At 63.5% G+C, this 22,366-nt stretch carries 21 protein-coding genes; 4 read left to right on the forward strand and 17 right to left on the reverse strand.

The annotated features are described in order from the left end of the window. From ptsP to NOV72_RS23440, 7 genes are all read right to left on the reverse strand, one after another. Positions 1-1,761, reverse strand: a complete 1,761-nt coding sequence (gene ptsP / locus NOV72_RS23410; protein WP_181291146.1) for a phosphoenolpyruvate--protein phosphotransferase — start codon at positions 1,759-1,761, stop codon at positions 1-3. Positions 1,762-1,980: 219 nt separating this feature from the next. Next, positions 1,981-2,250: an HPr family phosphocarrier protein gene (locus NOV72_RS23415; RefSeq protein WP_106856939.1), complete on the reverse strand. Its 270-nt coding sequence runs from the start codon at positions 2,248-2,250 to the stop codon at positions 1,981-1,983. Positions 2,251-2,286: 36 nt separating this feature from the next. Further along, positions 2,287-2,775 carry a PTS sugar transporter subunit IIA gene (locus NOV72_RS23420; RefSeq protein ID WP_106856940.1) on the reverse strand — a complete coding sequence of 163 codons (489 nt, stop codon included), beginning with the start codon at positions 2,773-2,775 and terminating at the stop codon, positions 2,287-2,289. A gap of 285 nt (positions 2,776-3,060) precedes the next feature. Next, complete coding sequence (gshB, locus tag NOV72_RS23425) at positions 3,061-4,017, reverse strand: glutathione synthase (RefSeq protein ID WP_106856941.1); 957 nt, start codon at positions 4,015-4,017, stop codon at positions 3,061-3,063. Between the two features lie 63 nt (positions 4,018-4,080). Then, a complete protein-coding gene (gene gshA, locus NOV72_RS23430; protein ID WP_106856942.1) occupies positions 4,081-5,370 on the reverse strand; it encodes a glutamate--cysteine ligase in 1,290 nt (429 codons plus the stop codon). Between the two features lie 283 nt (positions 5,371-5,653). Next, complete coding sequence (locus NOV72_RS23435) at positions 5,654-7,117, reverse strand: ammonium transporter (protein ID WP_106856943.1); 1,464 nt, start codon at positions 7,115-7,117, stop codon at positions 5,654-5,656. A gap of 31 nt (positions 7,118-7,148) precedes the next feature. Next, positions 7,149-7,487 (reverse strand): P-II family nitrogen regulator, encoded by a 339-nt coding sequence (locus NOV72_RS23440; RefSeq protein WP_014190273.1) that lies wholly within the window; start codon positions 7,485-7,487, stop codon positions 7,149-7,151. Between the two features lie 446 nt (positions 7,488-7,933). Here NOV72_RS23440 and NOV72_RS23445 point away from each other — a divergent pair, with 446 nt between their 5' ends. After that, the gene (locus tag NOV72_RS23445; protein WP_106856944.1) at positions 7,934-8,206 is read left to right on the forward strand and encodes an accessory factor UbiK family protein; all 273 of its coding nucleotides are present in this window, start codon (positions 7,934-7,936) and stop codon (positions 8,204-8,206) included. 89 nt (positions 8,207-8,295) lie between these two features. Continuing rightward, entirely contained in the window at positions 8,296-9,840 is a 1,545-nt protein-coding gene (locus NOV72_RS23450) for a YifB family Mg chelatase-like AAA ATPase (protein ID WP_106856945.1), read from the forward strand. Positions 9,841-10,219: 379 nt separating this feature from the next. On the opposite strand, the gene NOV72_RS23455 is transcribed toward NOV72_RS23450, so the two are convergent. Then, positions 10,220-10,780 (reverse strand): hypothetical protein, encoded by a 561-nt coding sequence (locus NOV72_RS23455; protein ID WP_181291147.1) that lies wholly within the window; start codon positions 10,778-10,780, stop codon positions 10,220-10,222. Between the two features lie 133 nt (positions 10,781-10,913). Here NOV72_RS23455 and NOV72_RS23460 point away from each other — a divergent pair, with 133 nt between their 5' ends. After that, complete coding sequence (locus tag NOV72_RS23460) at positions 10,914-11,450, forward strand: peroxiredoxin family protein (protein ID WP_106856947.1); 537 nt, start codon at positions 10,914-10,916, stop codon at positions 11,448-11,450. Between the two features lie 51 nt (positions 11,451-11,501). On the opposite strand, the gene NOV72_RS23465 is transcribed toward NOV72_RS23460, so the two are convergent. The 6 genes from NOV72_RS23465 to NOV72_RS23490 form a co-directional block, all read right to left on the reverse strand. Next, positions 11,502-12,836, reverse strand: coding sequence for a sigma-54-dependent transcriptional regulator (locus NOV72_RS23465; RefSeq protein WP_106856948.1), 1,335 nt, complete (start codon positions 12,834-12,836; stop codon positions 11,502-11,504). A 20-nt stretch (positions 12,837-12,856) separates the two neighbouring features. After that, positions 12,857-14,860: a sensor histidine kinase gene (locus NOV72_RS23470; RefSeq protein ID WP_425428761.1), complete on the reverse strand. Its 2,004-nt coding sequence runs from the start codon at positions 14,858-14,860 to the stop codon at positions 12,857-12,859. A gap of 13 nt (positions 14,861-14,873) precedes the next feature. Beyond that, positions 14,874-16,163: a dicarboxylate/amino acid:cation symporter gene (locus NOV72_RS23475; protein WP_106856950.1), complete on the reverse strand. Its 1,290-nt coding sequence runs from the start codon at positions 16,161-16,163 to the stop codon at positions 14,874-14,876. 411 nt (positions 16,164-16,574) lie between these two features. Beyond that, positions 16,575-17,576 carry a lipoyl synthase gene (gene lipA / locus NOV72_RS23480; RefSeq protein WP_106856951.1) on the reverse strand — a complete coding sequence of 334 codons (1,002 nt, stop codon included), beginning with the start codon at positions 17,574-17,576 and terminating at the stop codon, positions 16,575-16,577. Next, the gene (gene lipB / locus NOV72_RS23485; protein WP_181291148.1) at positions 17,573-18,337 is read right to left on the reverse strand and encodes a lipoyl(octanoyl) transferase LipB; all 765 of its coding nucleotides are present in this window, start codon (positions 18,335-18,337) and stop codon (positions 17,573-17,575) included. The genes lipA and lipB overlap by 4 nt, the downstream gene beginning before the upstream one ends. Positions 18,338-18,419: 82 nt before the next feature. Next, positions 18,420-18,746 carry a DUF2917 domain-containing protein gene (locus NOV72_RS23490; RefSeq protein WP_106856952.1) on the reverse strand — a complete coding sequence of 109 codons (327 nt, stop codon included), beginning with the start codon at positions 18,744-18,746 and terminating at the stop codon, positions 18,420-18,422. 123 nt (positions 18,747-18,869) lie between these two features. On the opposite strand from NOV72_RS23490, the gene NOV72_RS23495 reads away from it, so the two are divergent. Further along, on the forward strand, positions 18,870-19,823 hold the full coding sequence (locus NOV72_RS23495) for a transcriptional regulator GcvA (protein ID WP_106856953.1): 954 nt from the start codon (positions 18,870-18,872) through the stop codon (positions 19,821-19,823). Here the strand turns inward: NOV72_RS23495 and NOV72_RS23500 are convergent. Genes NOV72_RS23500 through NOV72_RS23510 form a run of 3 tightly spaced genes read right to left on the reverse strand, consistent with a single transcriptional unit; the run spans position 19,807 to position 22,254 of the window. Then, entirely contained in the window at positions 19,807-20,115 is a 309-nt protein-coding gene (locus tag NOV72_RS23500) for a DUF493 family protein (protein WP_106856954.1), read from the reverse strand. The genes NOV72_RS23495 and NOV72_RS23500 overlap by 17 nt on opposite strands. Positions 20,116-20,126: 11 nt before the next feature. Next, positions 20,127-21,029, reverse strand: coding sequence for a D-amino acid aminotransferase (locus NOV72_RS23505; protein ID WP_106856955.1), 903 nt, complete (start codon positions 21,027-21,029; stop codon positions 20,127-20,129). 10 nt (positions 21,030-21,039) lie between these two features. Next, entirely contained in the window at positions 21,040-22,254 is a 1,215-nt protein-coding gene (locus NOV72_RS23510; protein WP_106856956.1) for a D-alanyl-D-alanine carboxypeptidase family protein, read from the reverse strand. Between the last annotated feature and the right edge of the window lie 112 nt (positions 22,255-22,366).

The raw sequence follows: 22,366 nt of genomic DNA on the forward strand, positions 1-22,366 counted from the left end.
TCAGACTTTCTGCAACGCCGTGAGCGCGGCCTGCAACTCCGCAGGCTCGTAAGCCGCCATGACGTCCGCGACCGGCTTTTCGAACGCCTTCAGATTCGAGCGCAAGATTTCCTGCTTCACGACGAGCAACTGGCTCGGATGCATCGAAAACTCGGTCAGCCCGAGCCCGAGCAGCAGGCGCGTGACGGCCGGATCGCCCGCCATTTCCCCGCACACCGAGACCGGCACGCCCGCACGCTTCGCTTCGCGCAGCGTGTACGCGATCAGGTTCAGCACCGCCGGATGCAGCGGATCGTAGAGATGCGCGACGGCGTTATCGGCGCGATCGATCGCGAGCGTGTACTGGATCAGGTCGTTCGTGCCGATCGAAAGAAAGTCGAGCCGGCTCAGAAACAGCCGCACCGCGATGGCCGCGGCGGGAATTTCGATCATCGCGCCGACCTGAACCTGGCGGTCATACGCGAGGCCTTCCTCGTCCAGTTGACGCTTCGCTTCGCGGATCAGATCGAGCGTCTGGTCGATCTCCTGCGCGTGCGCGAGCATCGGAATCAGGATCTTGGTCGGACCGAACGCCGACGCGCGCAAAATCGCCCGCAACTGCGTGATGAACATCTGCGGCTCGGACAGGCTCCAGCGAATCGCGCGCAGGCCGAGCGCCGGATTGGGCGCGGTCTCGTAGCCGTCGCCGCCGCTCATCGAATCGAGCGGCTTGTCCGCGCCGACGTCGATCGTGCGGATCGTCACCGGCTTGCCGTTCATCAGCTCGACGGCGCGCTTGTATGCCTCGAACTGCTCCTCTTCTTCCGGCAACTGATCCTTGTGATTCATGAAGAGGAATTCCGTGCGGAACAGGCCCACGCCCATCGCGCCCGCTTCGACCGCGACCTGCGCGTCCTCCGGCAACTCGATGTTCGCGCACAGCTCGATCTTCGTGCCGCAGAGCGTTTGCGTCGGCGAGAACTTCAGGCGCTGCAGCTTGCGCTGCTCCAGCAGCTTCTCGCTTTGCCGGTACGAATATTCTTCGAGGACGATCGGCGCCGGATCGACAATGACGATGCCGTGATCGCCATCGACGATGATGAGATCGTTCTGGCGAATCAGCGCGCTCGCCTGCTGAACGCCGACGGACGCCGGAATGCCGAGGCTGCGCGCGACGATCGCCGTGTGCGACGTGCGGCCGCCGAGATCGGTCACGAAGCCCTTGAACGCCTGCGTTTTGAACTGAAGCATGTCGGCGGGCGCGATATCGTGCGCGACGACGATCATCTCGTTGTGGCCGTTGCTCGCGGCCGTATGCACGACGAGCGACGCAGCCGTAGGCGCTCCGGCAAGCGCCTTCAACAAGCGCTCGACGACCTGCTCGACATCGGCCTTGCGTTCCCGCAGGTATTCGTCTTCGATTTCGTCGAAATAACCGCCGAGAATTTCCAGTTGCTCGGTGAGCGCCCACTCGACGTTATAGCGGCGCGTGCGAATGAGATCGATGGTTTCCTGCACGAGCATGGCGTCGTTCAGGATCATCGTGTGAACATTGATGAACGCGCCCATTTCGCTGGGCGCGTCGGCGGAAAGGTCGTCGCGAAGTGCTTCGAGCTCGGCGAGCACGCCCGCCTGCGCCGCGTGAAAACGGGCGATTTCAGCGTCGATCTGATCCGGTTCGATCAGATAGTGGTCTACGTCGAGCGCTGCCGGCGCGATCAGGTACGCGCGCCCAATGGCGATGCCGCGCGAGACGGGAATTCCATGCAGCGTGAAGGACACGCGCACCTCCTCTAATTTTGATTGTCACGGTCTGCCAAGGAGCCCCCTCGGCGGGCGCAAACCGCGCGTCCATTATAAGTTCGATTGACGCGCCAAGTCCCTGAACACCCTGCCGCGTGAGGGCCGGAACGGTTGCACGAGGTTACGCGAACGCGTGATGCGGATACGAAAAAGCCGCGTCGATACGCGGCTTTTCATGAAATCGATAAGGCGAAGCGCTTACTGCCCTTCCCCGAATTTGTCGGCGATGAGCGCGAGCATCGCCTGCATGGCTTCGGCTTCGTCGGTGCCTTCGGTTTCGATCGTCACCGTGCTGCCGATGCCCGCCGCCAGCATCATCACGCCCATGATGCTCTTCGCGTTGATCCGGCGGCCGTTGCGGCTCATCCAGATTTCGCATTGAAAGTTGCCCGCCAGTTGTGTGAGCTTGGCCGAAGCGCGTGCGTGGAGCCCCAGCTTGTTCACGATCGTTGTTTCTTGTTGCAGCATGATGCTCCGAGCACTAGATGGATGAATTGAGCGGCGTCAGTGGCTGGCGGCTTTCGCGCTGACGAGATCGGCGCTTGCCGAGCATGCCGGATCGGGCGAGCCGGCGGCCTTCGTCGCGAGGGCGCAAGGGTTGAGCGGCGTGGACGAATCCAGTTCCTGAATGCCCTTCGAGCCGCCCTGCAGGATTTTTTCGGTCAGCGTGTCGAGCGGCGTCGCGCGATAGCAGACGGCGCGCACCAGCATCGGCAGATTGCAGCCGGCGAGCACGCGAACGTCGGAATCGTGCAGGCTCGCCGCGATGTTCGCGGGCGTCGCGCCGAACACGTCGGTCAGCACGATCGCGCCATTGTCTTCCTTCAGACGATCGATTTCGGAGCGTGCGAACGCGCGAACTTCGACCGGATCGCAGTCCGCCGTTACATCGATAACGCCGATGCGCGCCGGCAAACCGCCGTAAATATGAGCCACGCACTCGCGTAGCGCGGTGGCGAAAGGTGCATGCGCGATGATCAGGATGCCAGCCATGTCAGGATATTGCCTCAACGACAATTTATCGACAAAAGTCAGACGATAACGTCAGATTTCGCTCGAAAACGCGCGAGCGGCGCGGAACACAACTCATAAGTGGGCGCCAGTCAGGCAGAAATCAACGGCTTTCCACTCGATTACTCTTAGCCTGCGCCCCGATGCTTAACCGTGCGTTAAAACGCGAAGGTGCCCCGAAACCGCAGGCTCCGGGACGTCAATTCTAACAGTCCCGCCAGAATGAGTTTGACGCGGCGTCCGCGCGCGTTCCGTGCGTGGGCGGATTCAGTGGACCGCGCGTTCGAGTGCGTCGATGAACATGCCGGCGACATCGAAACCTGTCTGATCCATGATCTCGCGGAAGCACGTCGGACTCGTGACGTTGACTTCGGTGAGATAGTCGCCGATCGCGTCCAGCCCGGCCAGCAGCAAGCCGCGCGCTTGCAGCACCGGCCCGAGCGTTTCCGCGATTTCCCGATCACGCGCCGACAGCGGCTGCGCCCGGCCGAGACCGCCCGCCGCGAGATTGCCGCGCACTTCGCTGCCCTGCGGAATGCGCGCGAGCGAATACGGCACGGGCTGGCCGCCGATCACGAGAATGCGCTTGTCGCCGTCCTTGATTTCGGGGATGAACTTCTGCGCCATCACCGTGCGCGCGCCGTCTTCCGACAACATCTCGACGATGGAACCGAGATTCATGCCGTCCGCCTTCACGCGAAACACGCCCATGCCGCCCATGCCGTCGAGCGGCTTGAGGATCACGTCGCCATGTTCGGCGTGGAAAGCGCGCAGACGCGCCGCGTCACGCGTGACGAGCGTCGGCGTGACGAACTGCGGCCATTCCGCGATGGCCAGTTTCTCCGAGTGATCGCGGATCGCCTGCGGCTTGTTGAAGACCCGCGCGCCGTTGCGCTCGGCGATCTCCAGCAGCCACGTCGCGTTGACGTATTCGAGGTCGAAGGGCGGGTCCTTGCGCATCAGCACGGCGTCGAAATGCGTGAGCGGCAAATACTCCGCCTGCTCGGCCGCATACCACGGCCAGCGGTCGCTGTTCGCCTCGTCGCCGACGATCGCAATGCGCCGCACGCCCGCCTCGACCGTGCCGCCCGTCCACGCGAGATGCTGCGGCTCGCACGCGTAGAGCACGTGGCCGCGCCGCGCGGCTTCGGCCATCATCGCGTAGGTCGTGTCCTTGTAGATCTTGAAGCGATCGAGCGGGTCGGCGATAAAGAGGATGTTCATGACAGTTCGCTTGTTCGGTGCGCGGCCTGCGAGCTTACCGCAAGCCGCCGCTTCTCACCTTCTTCACACCTGAATGGCTTCCGGATCGGTCTTTTCGAGTTCGACCGATGCCGCCAGCAGCCCGAGCCGCGCGACGACGCCATACATGTAGAAGCGGTTGGGCGGCGCGGCGCCCGGTTTGGCGTGCGTGTCGGGCAGCGCCGTGTGCTCGAAACCGAGCGGCACGAAGTGCATGCCCGGCGCGTTGAGGTTCTGATCGCGCTCGCGGGAATCGTGCACGCGATAAAAACCGCCGACCACATACCGGTCGATCATGTACACCACCGGTTCGGCGACCGCATTCTCCACGCGCTCGAACGTATGCACGCCTTCCTGCACGATGACGTCGTGAACTTGCAGCCCTTCCTTCGCGTCGTTCATTTTCGTGCGCTCGCGCTTGGTCAGCGCGGCGACCTCGCTTGCGTCGTGCACGGTCATCACGCCCTTTCCGTAGGTGCCCGCGTCGGCCTTGATGACGACATACGGCCGCTCGCTGATACCGTACTCGCGATACTTCTTCGCGATCTTCTTGAGCACGCCGTCGATAGCCTCGGCGAGCGCCTCTTCGCCCGTGCGCGCTTCGTAATCGACGCCTTCCACGTGCGCGAAGTACGGATTCACCATCCACGGATCGATCTCGACGAGTTTCGAAAACTTCTTCGCGACATCGTCATAACAGGAGAAATGCGTCGATTTGCGGCGCACGGCCCACCCGGCATGCAGCGGCGGCAGCAGATACTGCTCGTGCAGATTTTCCAGCACGTGCGGAATGCCGGCGGAGAGATCGTTGTTGAGCAGGATCGAGCAGGGATCGAAGTTCTTCAGACCGAGACGCCGCGGCGTGCGTTCGAGCGGCTCCAGCACGATCTTCTGGCCATCCGCGAGCGCGATGGTCACCGGTCCGTGGATGTTCTCGTCGAGCGTGCCGAAGCGGATATTGAGTCCGGCCTGCCGCATGATCAAAGCGAGGCGCGCGACGTTCTCCAGATAGAACGCGTTGCGCGTATGGCGCTCGGGAATGACGAGCAGATTCTTCGCGTCCGGGCAGATTTTTTCGATCGACGCCATCGCCGCCTGCACCGCGAGCGGCAGCACTTCCTGCGGCAGATTGTTGAAACCGCCGGGAAAGAGATTGGTGTCGACGGGCGCGAGCTTGAACCCCGCGTTGCGCAGATCGACCGAACAGTAAAACGGCGGCGTGTGCTCTTGCCATTCGAGCCGGAACCACCGCTCGATCGCGGGCATGGCCTCGAGGATTTTCCGCTCGAGGTCGAGCAGTGGGCCACTTAACGCCGTAACTAGGTGCGGAACCATTGAATGCTCGCGGTGCGTTGCATGAGACCGGAGCAAGGCGCGCACGCGCCGGCTCGGGTCGACAAGGGGACGAAAGATTGTAGAGCAATTGCTTTGCCTAATTGGGTATGAACCGCCAATTGACAAGGTTTCCCGTCCCTTGCTGCGCATGAGCATTCGACGAAAGGCCGACGAAAACCGGTCGCCCAAAAAAATGCCCGCCGTGAAGGCGGGCGAAGTCGCTGCGCTCGTTCTGCGAGTCGAGCCGGACATCCTCTCGCGATGTCCGGCTGCGACGAATTTCTTACTCGACGTGCTCGCCGTGCAGCGTGACGTCGAGACCTTCGCGTTCCTGTTCTTCCGTGACGCGCAGGCCCATGGTCATGTCGATGATCTTGAGCAGGATGAAGCTGACGAGACCGCTGTAGATCAGCGTGACGAGCACGCCTTTCGCCTGCACCAGCACGCTGCCGTCGAAACCGCCGATGTCCTTCACCGCGAACACGCCCGTCAAGAGCGCGCCGATGATCCCGCCCACGCCGTGCACGCCGAACGCGTCGAGCGAGTCGTCGTAGTTGAACTTGTGCTTGAGCCACGTCGCCGACCAGAAGCAGACCACGCCCGCCACGATGCCGATCACGATCGCGCCCGTCACGCCGACGAAGCCCGACGCCGGCGTCACCGCCACCAGACCCGCGACCGCGCCCGAAATGATGCCGAGCACCGACGGCTTGCCCTTCGTGATCCACTCCGCGAACATCCAGCCGAATGCGGCGAACGCGGTGGCGATCTGCGTCGTGAGCATCGCGAAACCGGCGCGGCCGTCAGCCGCCACTGCCGAACCCGCGTTGAAGCCGAACCAGCCCACCCACAGCATCGATGCGCCGATCAGCGAGAGCACGAGGTTGTGCGGCGCCATCACTTCGCGGCCGTAGCCAACGCGCTTGCCGAGCACCAGACAGCACATCAGGCCCGCGATACCGGCGTTGATGTGAACCACCGTGCCGCCCGCGAAGTCGAGCACGCCGGCCGAAGCGAGCCAGCCGGTCGGTTCCCAGACCATGTGCGCGACCGGCGAGTAGACGATCAGCGACCACAGCGTCATGAACACGAGCATCGCCGAGAACTTCATGCGGTCGGCGAATGCGCCGGTGATGAGTGCCGGGGTGATGATCGCGAACGTCAACTGGAACGCGAAGTAGACCGACTCCGGAATCGTCGTGGCGAGGTGGCTGACGGTCAGCGTCGTGGCCTTGTCGCCCTTGATGTACGCCATGCCGTGCAGGAACACGCGCGAGAATCCGCCGATGAACGAACCGCCCGGCGTGAACGCGATGCTGTAGCCGACGACGGTCCAGAGAATCGTCACGAGACAGCAGATCGCGAAGCTCTGCATCGCCGTCGCGAGCACGTTCTTCTTGCGCACCATGCCCGCGTAGAAGAGCGCGAGACCGGGGACCGTCATGAACAGCACGAGGGCGACGGAGGTCAGCATCCACGCGGTGTCGCCGGAACTGATCTTGGACGAATCGACCATGACCGGTTCGGTCGGCGCGGCGGGCGCGGCGTCGGATGCCGCCGCCGCCGATGCGGCTTCGGCGGACGACGCCATCGCCGTGTTGGCGGAGGCCGGCGCACTTGCAGCGGTATCGGACGACGCGGGTGCCGAGGCAGCGGCCGGAGCGGACGCATCCTGGGCGAGAGCGGTGCCGACATTCGCGCCGATCAGCGCGCCCGCCACCAACAGTGACATCAAAAAGTTACGCATTCTTCTGGTTCCTCTTATCGCCAATTTCTTGTTAGAGCGCGTCGGCGCCGGTCTCGCCGGTGCGGATGCGAATGACCTGTTCAATCGCGGTGACGAAAATCTTTCCGTCGCCGATCTTTCCCGTGCGCGCGGCGCGTTCGACGGCCTCGATCGCCTGATCGACGATGTCGTCCGATACGGCCGCTTCGATCTTCACTTTCGGCAGGAAGTCGACGACATACTCCGCGCCCCGATAAAGCTCGGTGTGCCCTTTCTGTCGGCCGAAGCCTTTCACCTCGGTCACCGTGATGCCCGAGACGCCGATGGCCGACAACGCTTCACGCGCTTCGTCCAGCTTGAACGGCTTGATGATTGCGGTAATGAGCTTCATGAGTCCCTCGCTGTGGTGTGCTGATCCTTCGATGCCTTCTAAAGCGGGATGCGCTGGGTGCTACCGCGACGTCTGCCCTGCCGGGCCGCTCAAAGAAGCGTGCAGAAAAGGTCCGCGCCAGTTATGCAACTCGTATGCCATGCGAGTGTTCATGCGGGTCTGGGCGATTTGCGGAAACCTTGGGCCGAAGGGTCTGCCGAACGGCCAACGTGCGCCGCGTGTGCTGGCGCCGGGTGTGGTTCGTTGCTAGAGTGGTCTCGAGGTCCCGCAAAAAGGGGCAAGGGCGGACAACGCGAGCGTGCGGCAGCGCTAAAATCGCGGCGCCTTAACGGTGCTCCTGGGCACGCCGGCATAGTTGCCGGCGCGCACCAATTTCGAACATTCGAAAAAACGGGGCACTGACCTAACAATGAATGCACTTTTTTTGTGCAAGGAAGGGAGAAACGATGAAGCAGCCTAACGACGTTTTCAATGATCTGCAGCAGAAGATGAGCGAGCTCTTCAAGAATTCGCCCGCGAAAGACGTCGAAAAAAACATGAAGGCGATGCTCTCGCAGGGGTTCTCGAAGCTGGATCTCGTGACGCGCGAGGAATTCGACACGCAGACGCAAGTGCTCGTGCGCACGCGCGCCCGTCTGGAAGAACTGGAGAAGCGCGTCGCGCAACTGGAGCAGCGTCTCGCGGGCGGCAGCGCCAGCGCCAGCACCGCGCAGGACTAAACACCGGTCCTGACGCATACCCCGGCGGGCGAGCCGCGAGTTTCTAGTTTGATTGCCGGCGCGGTGAAAGCGCCGATACAGGTGAAATCATGTCGCTTGCCGTGGTACGCAGCCGCGCGCCCGCTCCTGGGCGCGCGCCCGAAGTCGTCGTCGAAGTCCATCTCGCCAACGGGTTGCCGTCGTTTTCCATCGTCGGCCTGCCCGATCTCGAAGTCCGCGAAAGCCGCGAGCGCGTGCGCGCCGCGCTTCAGAACTGCGGTTTCGATTTTCCCGTCCGCAGAATCACCGTCAATCTCGCACCCGCCGATCTGCCGAAGGAAAGCGGCCGCTTCGATCTGCCGATCGCGCTCGGCATTCTTGCGGCGAGCGGGCAGATACCGGCCGAATCGCTGGAGCATCGCGAGTTCGCGGGCGAGTTGTCGCTGACGGGCGCGCTGCGTCCGATGCGCGGCGCGTTCGCGATGGTCTGCGGCGCGGCGCGCCACTATACATCGATGCGCGATCCGGACACGCGCATTCCGGAAATCTACGTGCCGCTCGCAAGCGCGGCGGAGGCGGCGCTGGTGCCGGGCATCGAAGTCTTCGGCGCGGCGGATTTGCCGACGCTCTGCGCACATCTGAACAATGTCGCCGACGCGCGGCTGACGCCGGTTCGAGCCGCGCCGCTCGCCCCGATCGCCCCGCCCGCCGCCGATCTCGCCGACGTGATCGGCCATCCCGCCGCGCGCCGCGCACTCGAAGTGGCCGCGGCGGGCGGTCATCATCTGCTGATGGTCGGACCGCCCGGCGCCGGCAAATCGATGCTTGCCGCGCGCCTGCCGGGCCTGCTCCCGCCGATGGACGACGACGAAGCGCTCACCTCCGCCGCGATCCTGTCGGCGAGTTCGATCGGATTTACGCCCGAGCAGTGGCGGCGACGGCCGTTCCGCGCGCCGCATCACTCTTCGAGCGCGGCGGCGCTCGTCGGCGGGCGCAATCCGCCGCAGCCGGGCGAGATCACGCTCGCGCATCTCGGCGTCCTGTTCCTCGATGAACTTCCCGAGTTCGACCGAAAGGTGCTCGAAACGCTGCGCGAGCCGCTCGAAGTCGGACAAATCACGATTTCCCGCGCCGCGCAGCACGCGGATTTTCCGGCCGCCTGCCAGCTCGTCGCCGCGATGAACCCGTGCCCGTGCGGCTGGCGCGGCGATCCTGGCGGACGATGCCGCTGCTCACCCGATGTCGCCGCGCGCTATCTGCGCAAGCTGTCCGGGCCGCTGATGGACCGCATCGATATTCAGATCGAGCTTCCGGCGCTCTCGCCTGCGGAATTGTCGGCGCGCGGTGTGGAACGGGGCGAATCGAGCGCCGCAGTCGCGCAACGCGTCGCGGTGGCGCGCGACATTCAGATGCATCGTCAGGGCAAGATCAACCGCGCGCTCGACGGCCGCGAAGCCGACGAAGTCTGCCGCCCCGATTCGAAAGGCGAAGCGCTGTTGCGTGCGGCCGGCGAACGCTTCGGTTGGTCGGCGCGCACGTACTACCGCGTGCTCAAGGTCGTGCGGACGATCGCCGATCTCGCCCGCGCCGACATGCCCGATGTGTCGCATGTCGCCGAGGCGGTCCAGTATCGGCGTCTGCTGACGGTCGCGTGAAGCGGGCCGGACGGGCGCTGGTCCACGCCATGCTAGGGAGAAAAGCGCTTGTCAAGACTTGACTTATTCACACTGAGACGATCCTGGCCGCTTTTTCGTCCGATCAAACCCCTGTTTTCAGTCGATTTTGCAGACCATTGATTTTATTGAATTATTTAACTTGCCGCGAACGAAGGCAAACTAACGTAAACCGTATGAACCGGGCTTTTGCGCGCTACCGCACACTGTTTTCCACAAAGTTATCCACAAACGCTGTGGATAGCCGAAAAAGTCCATATGAATCCGCGAATTAGCGCGTAAACTTATGAAGGAACTTAGCTTCGTAACCTCGGCCTAAAGCGGTCTTAAGTCAGCACCTGCAGAATTTCGAGGCCTTACTCTAAAAGAGTTTGAAAGATGTGAAGAATTGTTCCGCCTGTTCTCGTGGCAGTGTTTTGTCTGACACGATCGCAAGTTGATAGACATGTGCGCCACGCGCGACGAATCTCGCCTGGATCGTCCGCGACTCGCGTTTCGCGCCGCCTTCGCCTTTCACTTCCATTTCGCTTCCCAGCACGCGGCCGCCGGCGGCCAGGTCGATTTGCGTCGCGCGCGCGTCGGGCCGCGCGTTCACGTTGCGCGCGAGCCCTTGCTGAAGGAAATCGAGCGTCGCACGCTGCAACTGCGGATCAGCGCTCGGCAGCACCACCGTGCCGACCGCGAACACGGCATCGCCGGCTTCGGCTGTCTGCATGCGCATCGTCATCGACTGGCCCGCGATCTCGATCTTCCGCTCGTCCGAGCGCGGCTTCGCGGGCAGCGTCACTTCGTAGCCGTCGTCGTTGTTCATCACGGTGCGCCAGTCGTACGAAGGCGTGCAGGCGAGCAACGCGCCGCATGCGACAGATGCGCACACCGCGCGATGCAGGAAATGAGGAAACACGGAGAAAAGTCGCTTCATGAGGAGCCGCTGCGTGAAAACCATCATTATCGCGCTGCGATGCCGGGCTTATCGGCGCGTCACGAACCCATCTCGAAATTGGCGCTAAAATACGCGCAGTCTCCGTTGAAGCGGAGAGCAATTCGAGGTCCATATGTCCCAAGCCACGCAAGACACCTCCACGCGCGCCAAGAGCCCGCTGCGCTATATCGTGATGGCGCTCGTCGCGGGCGTGATCGCCTGCACCGGGTATTTCGCTTTCGGCGGCCAGCAGAAAGTGCCGGACGCGACATTCACGCTGCTTTCGGGACAGAAGATTTCCACGTCCGGCGATCTGAAGGGCAAGGTCTATCTCGTCAACTTCTGGGCGACGAGCTGCGAGACCTGCATGAAAGAAATGCCGCAGATGATCGACACGTACAACAAGTTCAAGGGCCGCGGCCTGGAATTCGTCGCGGTGGCGATGAACTACGACGCGCCGATGTACGTCAGCAACTACGCGCAGACGCGCAATCTGCCGTTCAAGGTCGCGATGGACGACGGCAGCGCCGCCAAGCAGTTCGGCAACGTGCAACTCACGCCGACGACCTTCGTCATCGACAAGAACGGCAAGATCCTGAAGCGCTATGTCGGCGAGCCGACGTTCGCGGAACTGGATCAACTCTTGGACAAGGCGCTGGGTTCGGCATAAGCGCTTTCGACATCCGATTCGAAACCCGCTGGCGACCAACCAGCGGGTTTTTTATCGCTCGGACGAATCGCCCTTCACGACGATTCCATACCGCTTGATCTTTTCGTACAGCGTCGCCTTGCCGAGCTGCAGCCGGTCCGCCGCCACCGCGACCGCGCCGCCGCAATGCTCCAGCGCCTCTGCGATCACCGCGCGTTCGAACTGCTCGGTGCGTTCCTTCAGCGATTGCGTCGATATGTCGAGCGACGCCGCGCCGCCGTCATCGAGAATGCCGAGCACCATGCGGTCCGCCGCGTTGCGCAGTTCGCGCACGTTGCCCGGCCAGTCGCGCTGCATCAGATCCGCGCGCTGACGATCCGTGATGAGCGGCGCGGGCCGCTCGTAGCGCACGGCGGCATCGAGCAGAAAATGTTCGAAGAGCGGGACGATATCCTCGCGGCGTTCGTTGAGCGGCGGCAGCGTGATCGTCACCACGTTCAGCCGGTACAACAGGTCGCGGCGGAACGTGCCGTCGGCGACGTGTTCGTTCATGTCGCCCTTCGCGGCCGCCACGACGCGCAGATTCGCGCGCACCGGCTGGTTCGATCCGAGCCGCTCCAGCACGCCGTCCTGCAACACGCGCAGCAGCTTCACCTGCAGCGAGAGCGGCATGCTTTCGATTTCGTCGAGAAAAAGCGTGCCGCCCGACGCATGCTCCAGCTTGCCGATGCGCCGCTTCTGCGCGCCGGTGAAGGCGCCCGCCTCGTAGCCGAACATCTCCGACTCGAACATCTGCTCCGGAAGCGCTCCGCAATTCACCGCGATAAACGGCTTGTCGCGGCGCGGCGACATCTCGTGCAGGCTGCGCGCGATCAGTTCCTTGCCCGCGCCCGTATCGCCGTTGATGAGCACGGAGGCATCCGTCGGCGCGACATTCGCGATCAGCCGCCGCACCTGCTCGATGGCCGGACTGCGTCCGATGATACGGCTCTGTCCCGCCAGCTCCCGCCGCAGCGCCTGATTTTCGAGCACGAGCGCGCGACGCTCCAGCGCGCGGCGCACCGCTTCGATCAACCGCTCGGACGCGAACGGCTTTTCGATGAAGTCATACGCGCCGTCGCGCATCGCCTGCACGGCCATCGAAATATCGCCGTGGCCCGTGACGAGGATCACCGGCACTTCGGGCGCGCGCTCGCGGCATTGCGCGAGCAGATCGAGACCGCTCGCGCCGGGCAGACGGATATCGCTCACGATCACGCCGGGGAAACTCGCGTCGATTGCGCGCGCGGCGGATTCGACGCTGCCGTGGCCGGTCACGTCGAAACCCGCGAGCTGCAGGGTTTGCACGCTCGCGCGGCGCACGAGCTCGTCGTCTTCGATGAAGATCACCTGCAAACCGGTGGTCATGTATTACTCCAGCTATGTGTTTACGCGCGGCGCAGCGTCAATACGAATTCTGCGCCGTACGATCCGTCCGCGTCGGCCTGCGTGCCGCCTTCGGGTCCGTCCGCGACGATCGGCGCCTCGCGATTGCGCGCGAGCAGCGTGCCGCCGTAATCGCGCGCGATCGCCGATGAAATCGCGAGCCCGAGGCCCAGGCCTTGTCCCATTTCCTTCGTCGTGAAGAACGGCTCGAAAAGACGCGGCAGCGCGTCGGCGGGAATGCCGGGGCCGTTATCGCGCACGACGAGTTCGATCATGTCTTCATGCGCGTTTAGTTCGACGACGATGCGCGGCTTGTCGCACGACGCGACCGCATCGAGCGCGTTGCCGATCAGATTGATGAACACCTGTTCGAGCCGCAAGTCCTCGCACCGCACGAAGACGGGCGCGCTGCCGTCCGCGAGTTCCGGCGCGACATCGATGACGGCGTTCTTCATGCGCGGACGCAGCATCGAAAACACTTGGCGCAATGCCCGCGCGACGTCCGCGCGCGCGTTCTTCGGCCGCGCCTTCGTGACGAACAGCTTCAACTGATTCGTGATGTTGCCCATGCGCTCGGTCAGCGACGCGATCGCTTCGAGATTCTCGCGCGCCGCCGCCTGATCGCCGCGCTCGATCAGGACGCGCGTGTTGTCGGAGAAACTGCGCAACGCGGCGAGCGGCTGATTCAGTTCGTGCGTGATGCCCGCCGCCATCTGGCCGAGCGCGGCGAGCTTGCTCGCCTGAATGAGTTCGTCGTGGGCGGCGCGCAGATCCTGCTCCGCGCGCGTGCGCTCGTTGACTTCCCGCGTGAGTTGCGCGTTCGCTTCGGACAGATCCGCCGTGCGCTCCGCGACGCGCTCATTCAACTCGGCGTACGCGGTCTGCAGCAACTCGCGGCTGCGGATCATCTCGCGCACGCGCGCGCGGCGCATGCGCCAGTAGAACGCGAGCAGGCACAGCGACACGAACACGAGCGCCGTGACGATGACCGCGTTCTGCGCGGCGCTTTCGACGGGATCGAGCGCGGCCATCGTGATCAGTTGCCAGTCGGGCTCGCCGATCGAACGATGCGTTGCGAGAAACGCCGGCGCATGGCGCCCGTCCCGCCCGCCGCCGATACGCACGATCTGCGCGCCGCCTTCGAGCGTCTTCGCGACGGTCATCGGCAACGGTGTGATCGCTTGCTGGGCGTACTGGCGCGTCGCGTAGACCGAAGCCTCGATGTTCTGCGGCAGCGGCCGCACCGTGTGATATTTCCACGCCGGCACCGACGAGAGAAAGATGACGCCGTGATCGTCCGTGACGATGAGCGGCTCGGACGCATCGGCGCCTTGCAGCCATTCGAGATTCAGCTTCACGACGACCACGCCGACGATCTCGCGCGTGCCTTCGCGATACACCGGCTGCGAGATGTAATAGCCGGGTTCGATGGAGATCGTCCCGATGCCGAAGAACCGGCCGACGCCGCCTTTCATGGCATCGATGAAATACGGCCGGAAGTTATAGTCCACGCCGACGAAGCTGTCGGCGGCGTTCCAGTTGCTCGCGGCGACGCTGATTCCGTTCGAGCGGATCAGATACGTGACCGTGGCATGCGCGCGTGCGTTGAGATCTTCGAGATAGCGGTTCGCGCGTTCGACGCTGGCCTGATCGGGATGATCGAGCGCGTTCTGCACGACAGGATGCCGCGACAGCAGATACGGCAGATATTCGTAGCGGTCGAGCGTGCTCTTGAGCGTGTTCGTGGTGCGATCGACGCGCGCGGCGGCGTTGAGCCTGAGTTCGTCGAGACCGTTTTGCCACGCGAGATGCCACGTGAGCGCGCAGCACGCCGCGAGCGCGGCGCAGAGCGCGAAAAACACGAGGATGCGGCGCGACACGTGAGCAGATTCCCGCGACTGAGGATCTGTCATTGTGGCATACGCGCCTTCGGGATACGGCTTCGGGAACGAGCCGGAAGGCGAACGCGGCGAAGCGCTCGTGGATCGAGGCTTCGCCGCGTTCATGATGAACCCGCGCTCAGACGGTTTCGGCTTCGTTGCGGTCGGTCACGTCGACATCGCGTGACAGCGCCGCCTTCAGCTTGCTGCGGTCGAGTTCGTTCTCCCACGCCGACACGACGACCGTCGCCACGCCGTTACCGACGATATTCGTCAGCGCGCGGCATTCCGACATGAAGCGGTCGATGCCGAGAATCAGCACCATGCCCGCGAGCGGAATGGTCGGCACGACGGCGAGCGTCGCGGCCAGCGTGATGAAGCCCGCGCCCGTGACGCCGGAAGCGCCCTTCGACGTGAGCATCGTCACCGCGAGCAGCGTCAGTTGCTGGCCCCACGAGAGATCGGTATTCGTGGCCTGCGCGATGAACAGCACCGCCATCGTCATGTAGATGTTGGTGCCGTCGAGGTTGAACGAATAGCCGGTCGGCACGACGAGACCCACGACCGAGCGCGAACAGCCGAGCTTTTCGAGCTTGAGCATCAGTTGCGGGAGCGCCGCTTCCGAAGACGACGTGCCGAGCACGATCAGCATCTCTTCCTTGATGTACGCGACGAACTTCAGGATGTTGAAGCCGACCATGCGCGCGATCGCGCCGAGCACGACGACGACGAAGATGATCGACGTCAGATAGAACGTGCCGATGAGCTTGAGCATGGGCAGCAGCGAGCCGATGCCGTACTTGCCGATGGTGAACGCCATCGCGCCGAACGCACCGATCGGCGCGAGCTTCGTGATGATGCCGACCATGCCGAACAGGATGCTCGACAGCCCTTCGATGAAATTCGTCACGACCTTGCCGCGCTCGCCGACGTGCGCGAGCACCGCGCCGAACAGCAGTGCGATCAGCAGGATCTGGAGGATTTCACCTTGCGCGAACGCCGAGACCAGCGTGTCCGGGATGATGTGCATGAAGAAATCGACCGTGCTCTGGCCGTGCGCCTTCGTCGCGAAGGAATCGACGGCCTTGTGGTCGAGCGTCGTCGGATCGACGTTGAAGCCGACGCCGGGCTTCAGAATGTGCGTCGCCGCGAGACCGAGGATCAGCGCGAACGTCGACACGATTTCGAAGTACAGGAGCGCCTTGCCGCCGACGCGCCCGACCTTCTTCATGTCTTCCATGCCGGCGATGCCGGTCACGACGGTACAGAAGATGATCGGCCCGATGACCATCTTGATGAGTTTGATGAACGCATCGCCGAGCGGCTTCATGTCGGTGGCGAGCGCGGGATAGAAATGCCCGAGCGCGATACCGATGATGATGGCGACGATCACCTGCACGTACAGGACTTTATGGAGAGGTTTTTTCACGATGGTTCCAGGCAAAAACAGGCGGTTGGCGAAAGGTCAGCCAGCGGCGAGCTTGGACGCGCGAGGGAGCGTTGCAATGCGCCTGAACGCGTCGGTCGAGCGGAAGCCGCTACGTCGTCGACGGATTCAGGGACGTTTGGATGCGAGAGGGTTCACGAGCTTGTCTCCTTGGCTTTTATGGGCGGCTTCGCGGGCCGTGTGGTTATATTGCAAGGTCGATGCCAGTTTCCGATCTTCTTAACTCTATGATTTGTCGCGGCATTTTCCCGCGCGCGGATATGCGGAATCCGAATTTCTGGAAATCCGGAATCGCGACGTCCGACGATCTGGACGGTCGTGGCATCGCTTCAGTCATAAAAAAACCCACGGTCGCCCGTGGGTTTTCCCCTTCCCAGACAGCGCCGAAACCGCTCAGACCACGCCCGCTCCATGCGCCTGCAGATCCGCGTGATAGCTCGACCGCACCATCGCGCCGACCGCCGCGTGCGTGAAGCCCATCTTGTACGCCTCTTCTTCATACATCTTGAACGTATCCGGGTGCACATAGGCCCGCACCGGCAGATGATGCTCCGACGGCTGCAAATACTGGCCGATCGTCAGCATGTCCACATCGTGCGCGCGCAGATCGCGCATCACCTGAAGAATTTCCTCTTCGGTTTCGCCCAGACCGACCATCAGGCCCGATTTCGTCGCCACTTCCGGATGCAGCGCCTTGAAGTCCTTCAGGAGCTTCAGCGAATGGTGATAATCCGAACCCGGACGCGCTTCCTTGTAGAGACGCGGCACTGTCTCGAGATTGTGGTTCATCACGTCGGGCGGAGCGGCGGTCAGAATGCCGATCGCGCGATCCAGACGGCCGCGGAAGTCCGGCGTCAGAATCTCGATGCGCGTTTCCGGCGAATGCTCGCGAACCTGCTTGATGCATTCGACGAAGTGCGCGGCGCCGCCATCGCGCAAATCGTCACGGTCGACGGACGTGATCACCACATATTTCAACTTCAGCGCGCCGATGGTGCGCGCCAGATTCAGCGGCTCATCCGCATCGAGCGGATCGGGGCGGCCGTGGCCGACGTCGCAGAACGGGCAGCGGCGCGTGCACTTGTCGCCCATGATCATGAACGTCGCGGTGCCCTTCCCGAAGCATTCGCCGATGTTCGGACAGCTCGCTTCCTCGCACACCGTGTGCAGGTTGTGCTCGCGCAGAATCTGCTTGATTTCGTAGAAGCGCGAGTTGCCCGTCGCCGTACGCACGCGGATCCAGTCCGGCTTCTTCAGCTTCTCGATCGGGATCACCTTGATCGGAATACGCGACGTCTTCGCTTGTGCCTTTTGCTTTGCAGTGGCGTCGTAGGCGGCGGGCGACGAAGCAGAAGCGGCGGTATCGCCGGCCAGGTTTGCGGTTGCGTCAGTCATTCGGTCGATCCGGTTGTTGCGGCGGCAGTTGCGGGGAGGCCGCCGATTTGAAGTGCCAGCCGTTCGGCGAGCACGAGAGCTACGTCGCGCCAGTCGGCCGCGACGCCGAGCGTCGCCATGTCGACCGTTTCGAGCCCCGCGTAGCCACACGGGTTGATTGCGAGGAACGGCTGCAAGTCCATGCGCACATTGAGGCTCACGCCGTGATAGCTGCAGCCGTTGCGAATCTTGAGTCCGAGCGCGGCGATCTTCGCGCCTTCGTGCGCCTGAATACGATCGTTCGCGCCTTGGGGATGCCGCGCCACATAGATGCCCGGCGCGCCGGCCTTGCGGTCGGTCGCGAGATTATACGTCGCGAGGGTTTCGATCACGGCCTCTTCGATGCGCCGCACCAGCTCGCGCACCATCAGCTTTCGGCGGCGCAAATCGATCAGCAGGTAAGCGACGATCTGTCCCGGCCCGTGATACGTGATCTGTCCGCCGCGATCCACCTTGACGAGCGGAATGCCGCTCTGGGCGAGAAGAAGATGCGCCGGATCGCCCGCGAGACCGAGCGTAAAAACCGGCGGATGCTCGACGAGCCAGATTTCGTCCTGCGTGTCGGGCGTGCGGGCGTCGGTGAAGGCGCGCATCGCGTCGAAGCTCCGGCCGTACGGTTCGAGGCCGCGCCAGCGCAACGCAACCCGATAGTCACCGGCACTCAGCACGGTGTCGGGCGCGTAGTCGGTTTCTTGTGGGATTGCGAGCGGTGTGGCGGACATGGTCCCGCTAGTTTACCGAAATAGCCCCATGCCCGCCGATGGTGAATTCGCATGCCCGCGATGGCCATTTCGAATAGTTGACTCAGACGGTGCGCCATCCCGCACGAAACCGTTGCGCAAGGCGCTCGATGCGCGTCGAAACCCAGTGCATCGCACGCTCGTCGCAGCGCGGCAGGATCGTGAAGACGACATAAGCCGGACGGTCGCCCTCGACGGAAAGCCAGAGCCGCTCGCGTTCGCGCAGCCGGAGGTTGTCGCCGGGAACGAGCCAGTAGTCTTCGATGTCGTTGCTGCGTGTCGCCCAGACGGCACTGCCTTGCACCGAGAGCCGGGTGCCGCGCGCGATGCGCATCGGCACGGTTTCGCCCGGCTTGATTTCGAAAGTGACGCTTGTTGATATTTCTCGCATGACCGACTCCGCCAAAGGAACGTTTCGATGACTACAATCCTAGGCGTGGCAAGGCATCAGGCAAAACGATCAATTTTCATCGCTATGTGAGCTGTATTGACAACGACAACGCCGACAATCCACATGGACCTCCGCCAGCTTCCCGCCCTGAACGCGCTGCGCGCCTTCGAAGCCGCTGCCCGTCACGAGAGTTTCTCCCGCGCCGCCGACGAGCTTTTCGTCACGCACGGCGCGGTCAGTCATCAGATCCGCGCGCTGGAGGCCGAGCTCGGCGTGTCGCTCTTCGCGCGCGACGGCAAGCGCGTGCGTCTCACGGATCGCGGCAAGCAATACGCCACGGAGGTCCGCGCGGCGCTCGTCGCGCTGGCGGAATCGACGCGCCGCATCCGCTCGGGCGATCGCGACCGGCGGCTGATCGTGTCGATGCTGTCGTCGTTTTCGGCGCGATGGCTGACGCCGCGTGTGGGCCGGTTCATCGAAAAACACCCGGAAATCGATCTCGAACTACTGTCGACGAACGCGCTCACCGACTTCAGCCGCGACGACGTGGACGTCGCGATCCGCTTCGGCTACGGAAAATACGCGGGTTTGCACTCCGAGGAATTGCTCGACGAGGTGTTCTTTCCCGCGTGCGCGCCGAATTTTCGCGGCGGCGAGCTGCCGCGGACGCCGCGCGATCTGGCGAGCCTGCCGCTGCTGCGCTCGGAGGATGAACGCTGGCGGCCCTGGTTCGACGCGGCCGGACTCGCCGACATAGAAGAACCAAAGCGCGGCGTGCTCTACGAAGATTCGTCGAATCTGCTGCAGGCGGCGATCGACGGTCAGGGCATCGCGCTCGTGCGCCGCTCGCTTTCGATGCAGGAAATCGGTGCGGGACGGCTCGTGCGGCTGTTCAACATAGACGGCCCGAGCCCGTGGAAGTACTACTTCGTGTGCCCGGCGGCGCTGCTTCAGACGAAGCGCGTGCAGGCGTTCAGGGAATGGCTTTTCGACGAAGCCGAGCAGTTCAGGCTGCTCTACGAACGCACGCCGGCGGTCTGCGACGCGCCGGCGGGCAAGATCAAAGCACTATCTTGACCATCGGATGGCCGGTGAGCGCGCGATAGATGTCGTCGAGATGCGGACGATTCTGCGCGCGCACGGTGCACGTGAGCCCCGTGTAATTGCCGCCGGACGACGGACGCGCTTCGACACGCGATGCGTCGAATTCCTGGTCGAATTCCTTGAGCAGGCTGACGATCGTGTCGTGGAATTCCGGATGCGTCTTGCCCATCACCTTGATCGGGAAATCGCAGGGAAAGTCGAACAATTCGTCGGCGCTGTGCGCGGCGGAATCGGTCGGATCGGTGGATTGTGGCTTGTCGGACATGGCTTTCTCCTTCACTTTGCCTCTTGCGCGAACTCGCGCGCCTTGGCCCGCTGGTAGGCGTCGAACAGTGCAGCATAGACCGGACCGGGGCGGCCATCGCCGACGCTTTTGCCGTCGAGCGTCGTGATCGGCATGACTTCCTTGGTCGCGGAGCTGATCATGACTTCGTCGGCCGAACGCAATTCGGCTTCGGTGATGTCGCGCTCCTCGAACGGAATGCCCGCCTCGCGCGCCAGTTCCTCGATGAGCCCGTAGCGGATGCCTTCCAGAATACGCGGTCCGCGCGGCGCGCCCAGCAGCGTGCCGCCCTTCACGATCCATACATTTGAGGACGAACCTTCGGTCAGCAAGCCGTCGCGCAACTGGATGGTTTCGAGCGCGTCGTTTTCGGCGGCGTGCTGCGCCATCAGCACGTTGCCGAGCAGCGACACCGATTTGATGTCGCAATGCAGCCAGCGTTTGTCTTCGGCGGTGACGGCCACCGCGCCGCGCGCGCGATCCGCCGCGCCCGGAAACACGAGCTGGCCGAGCATGACGAACACGGTCGGCGTGATGCCCGCCGGAAACGCATGCCCGCGCCGCTTCGCGACGCCGCGCGTGACCTGAATATAGACGAGCGCGTCGCCGTTGCCGGCGTTTTCGCCGACGAGACGATCGATCAGCGCGCGCCAGCCGGCATCGTCGAACGGATTGTCGATGCGGATCTTGCCGAGACTGCGGTTCAGCCGCGCGAGGTGCTGCTTGAGCCGGAACGGCAGGCGCGCGCCGTCGGGCTGCGCATAGAGCGGCACGACTTCATAGACGCCGTCGCCGAAGATGAACCCGCGATCGAGCACGGGAATGCGCGCTTCGGAAAGCGGCCCCCACTCGCCGTTCAGATAGACGATCGGATCGAATGCTTCGGCGTGACTCATCGCAGGCTCCTTATTTACGCTTCTGCCACCAGAGCAGCGCCGAATCCCACAGGCGGCCGAAGATGCCCGCTTCCGGCACGTCCTGCAGCGCGACGAGCGGAACCTGCGCGACTTCCTTGCCGTCCGCCATCATCTTGACGGTGCCGATCTGCTGGCCCTTCTTGATCGGCGCGACGAGCAGATCGTTGTGCGTGACGGTCGGCTTGACCTTGTCGCCCAGGCCCTTCGGCACGGTGATGTACTGGTCCGTCGTGACGCCCGCCTGCACGCTGTCGGCGGCGCCCTTGAACACGCGCGGCGAGTCGATCACCTGATTCGCCTTGTAGAGGCGCAGCGCGTCGTACGCGCTGTAGCCGTAGTTCAGCATCTTCAGGCTGTCCTGCACGCGGTTGTGCTCTTTCGGCTCGCCCATCATCACGGCGACGAGACGGCGGCTCGCATCCGGCACGCCGACGAGCGAGCGCTTCGCGGTCGCGATCAGGCAGTAGCCCGCGGCTTGCGTGTGACCGGTCTTCAGGCCATCGACGCTCGGATCGAGCCACAGCAGGCGGTTGCGGTTCGGCTGCTTGATCTTGTTGTACGTGAATTCCTTCACCGAGAAGATGCTGTAGTACTCGGGGAAGTCGCGCACGAGACGCGTGGAGAGCACCGCGAGATCGCCGGCGGTCGTGTAGTGCTGCGGGTCGGGCATGCCGTTCACGTCGGCGAAGTTCGTGTGCTTCATGCCGATGCGCTTCGCCGCCGCGTTCATCAGCTGCACGAAGTTGCCTTCGCTGCCACCGACGAGTTCGGCCAGCGCGATGGCCGCGTCGTTGCCCGACTGCACGATCATGCCGTAGACGAGATCGTGCACGGTGACCGGCTTGTTCGCTTCGATGAACATGCGCGACTCGTCCGTGCGCACGCGGCGCACGGCCTCGCTCGGCATGACGGTCTGATCCATGTTGATCTTCTTCGCCTTCAGCGCATCGAAAACGAGATACGCGGTCATCAGCTTCGTGAGCGACGCGGGCTCGACGCGCTCATCGGGATTGCCCGACGCGAGCACTTGATTGCTGGTGGCATCGACGAGCACCCACGAACGCGCGGTCACGTCGGGCGGCGGCACTTGCGCGAAGGCGCTCGCGGCGGCCAGCACGGCCGGCAGCACGAATGCGGCTTTGATGGCGCGATGATGAACGATGGAAACAGAAGGGAAAGACAGGCCGGCAGGGACAAAGCGCATAGGATCGATCGGCGGAAAAAGCAGGCTGCGACGAGGACGATCGGGGATCGGATGATCGGCGAAGCACGGGTTGAAGAGGCTGACCTTCGCTGTTGGTCGGGCTCATCGCCAG

The sequence above is a fragment of the Caballeronia novacaledonica genome (assembly GCF_900258035.1).
GTDB classification, from domain to species: domain Bacteria; phylum Pseudomonadota; class Gammaproteobacteria; order Burkholderiales; family Burkholderiaceae; genus Caballeronia; species Caballeronia novacaledonica.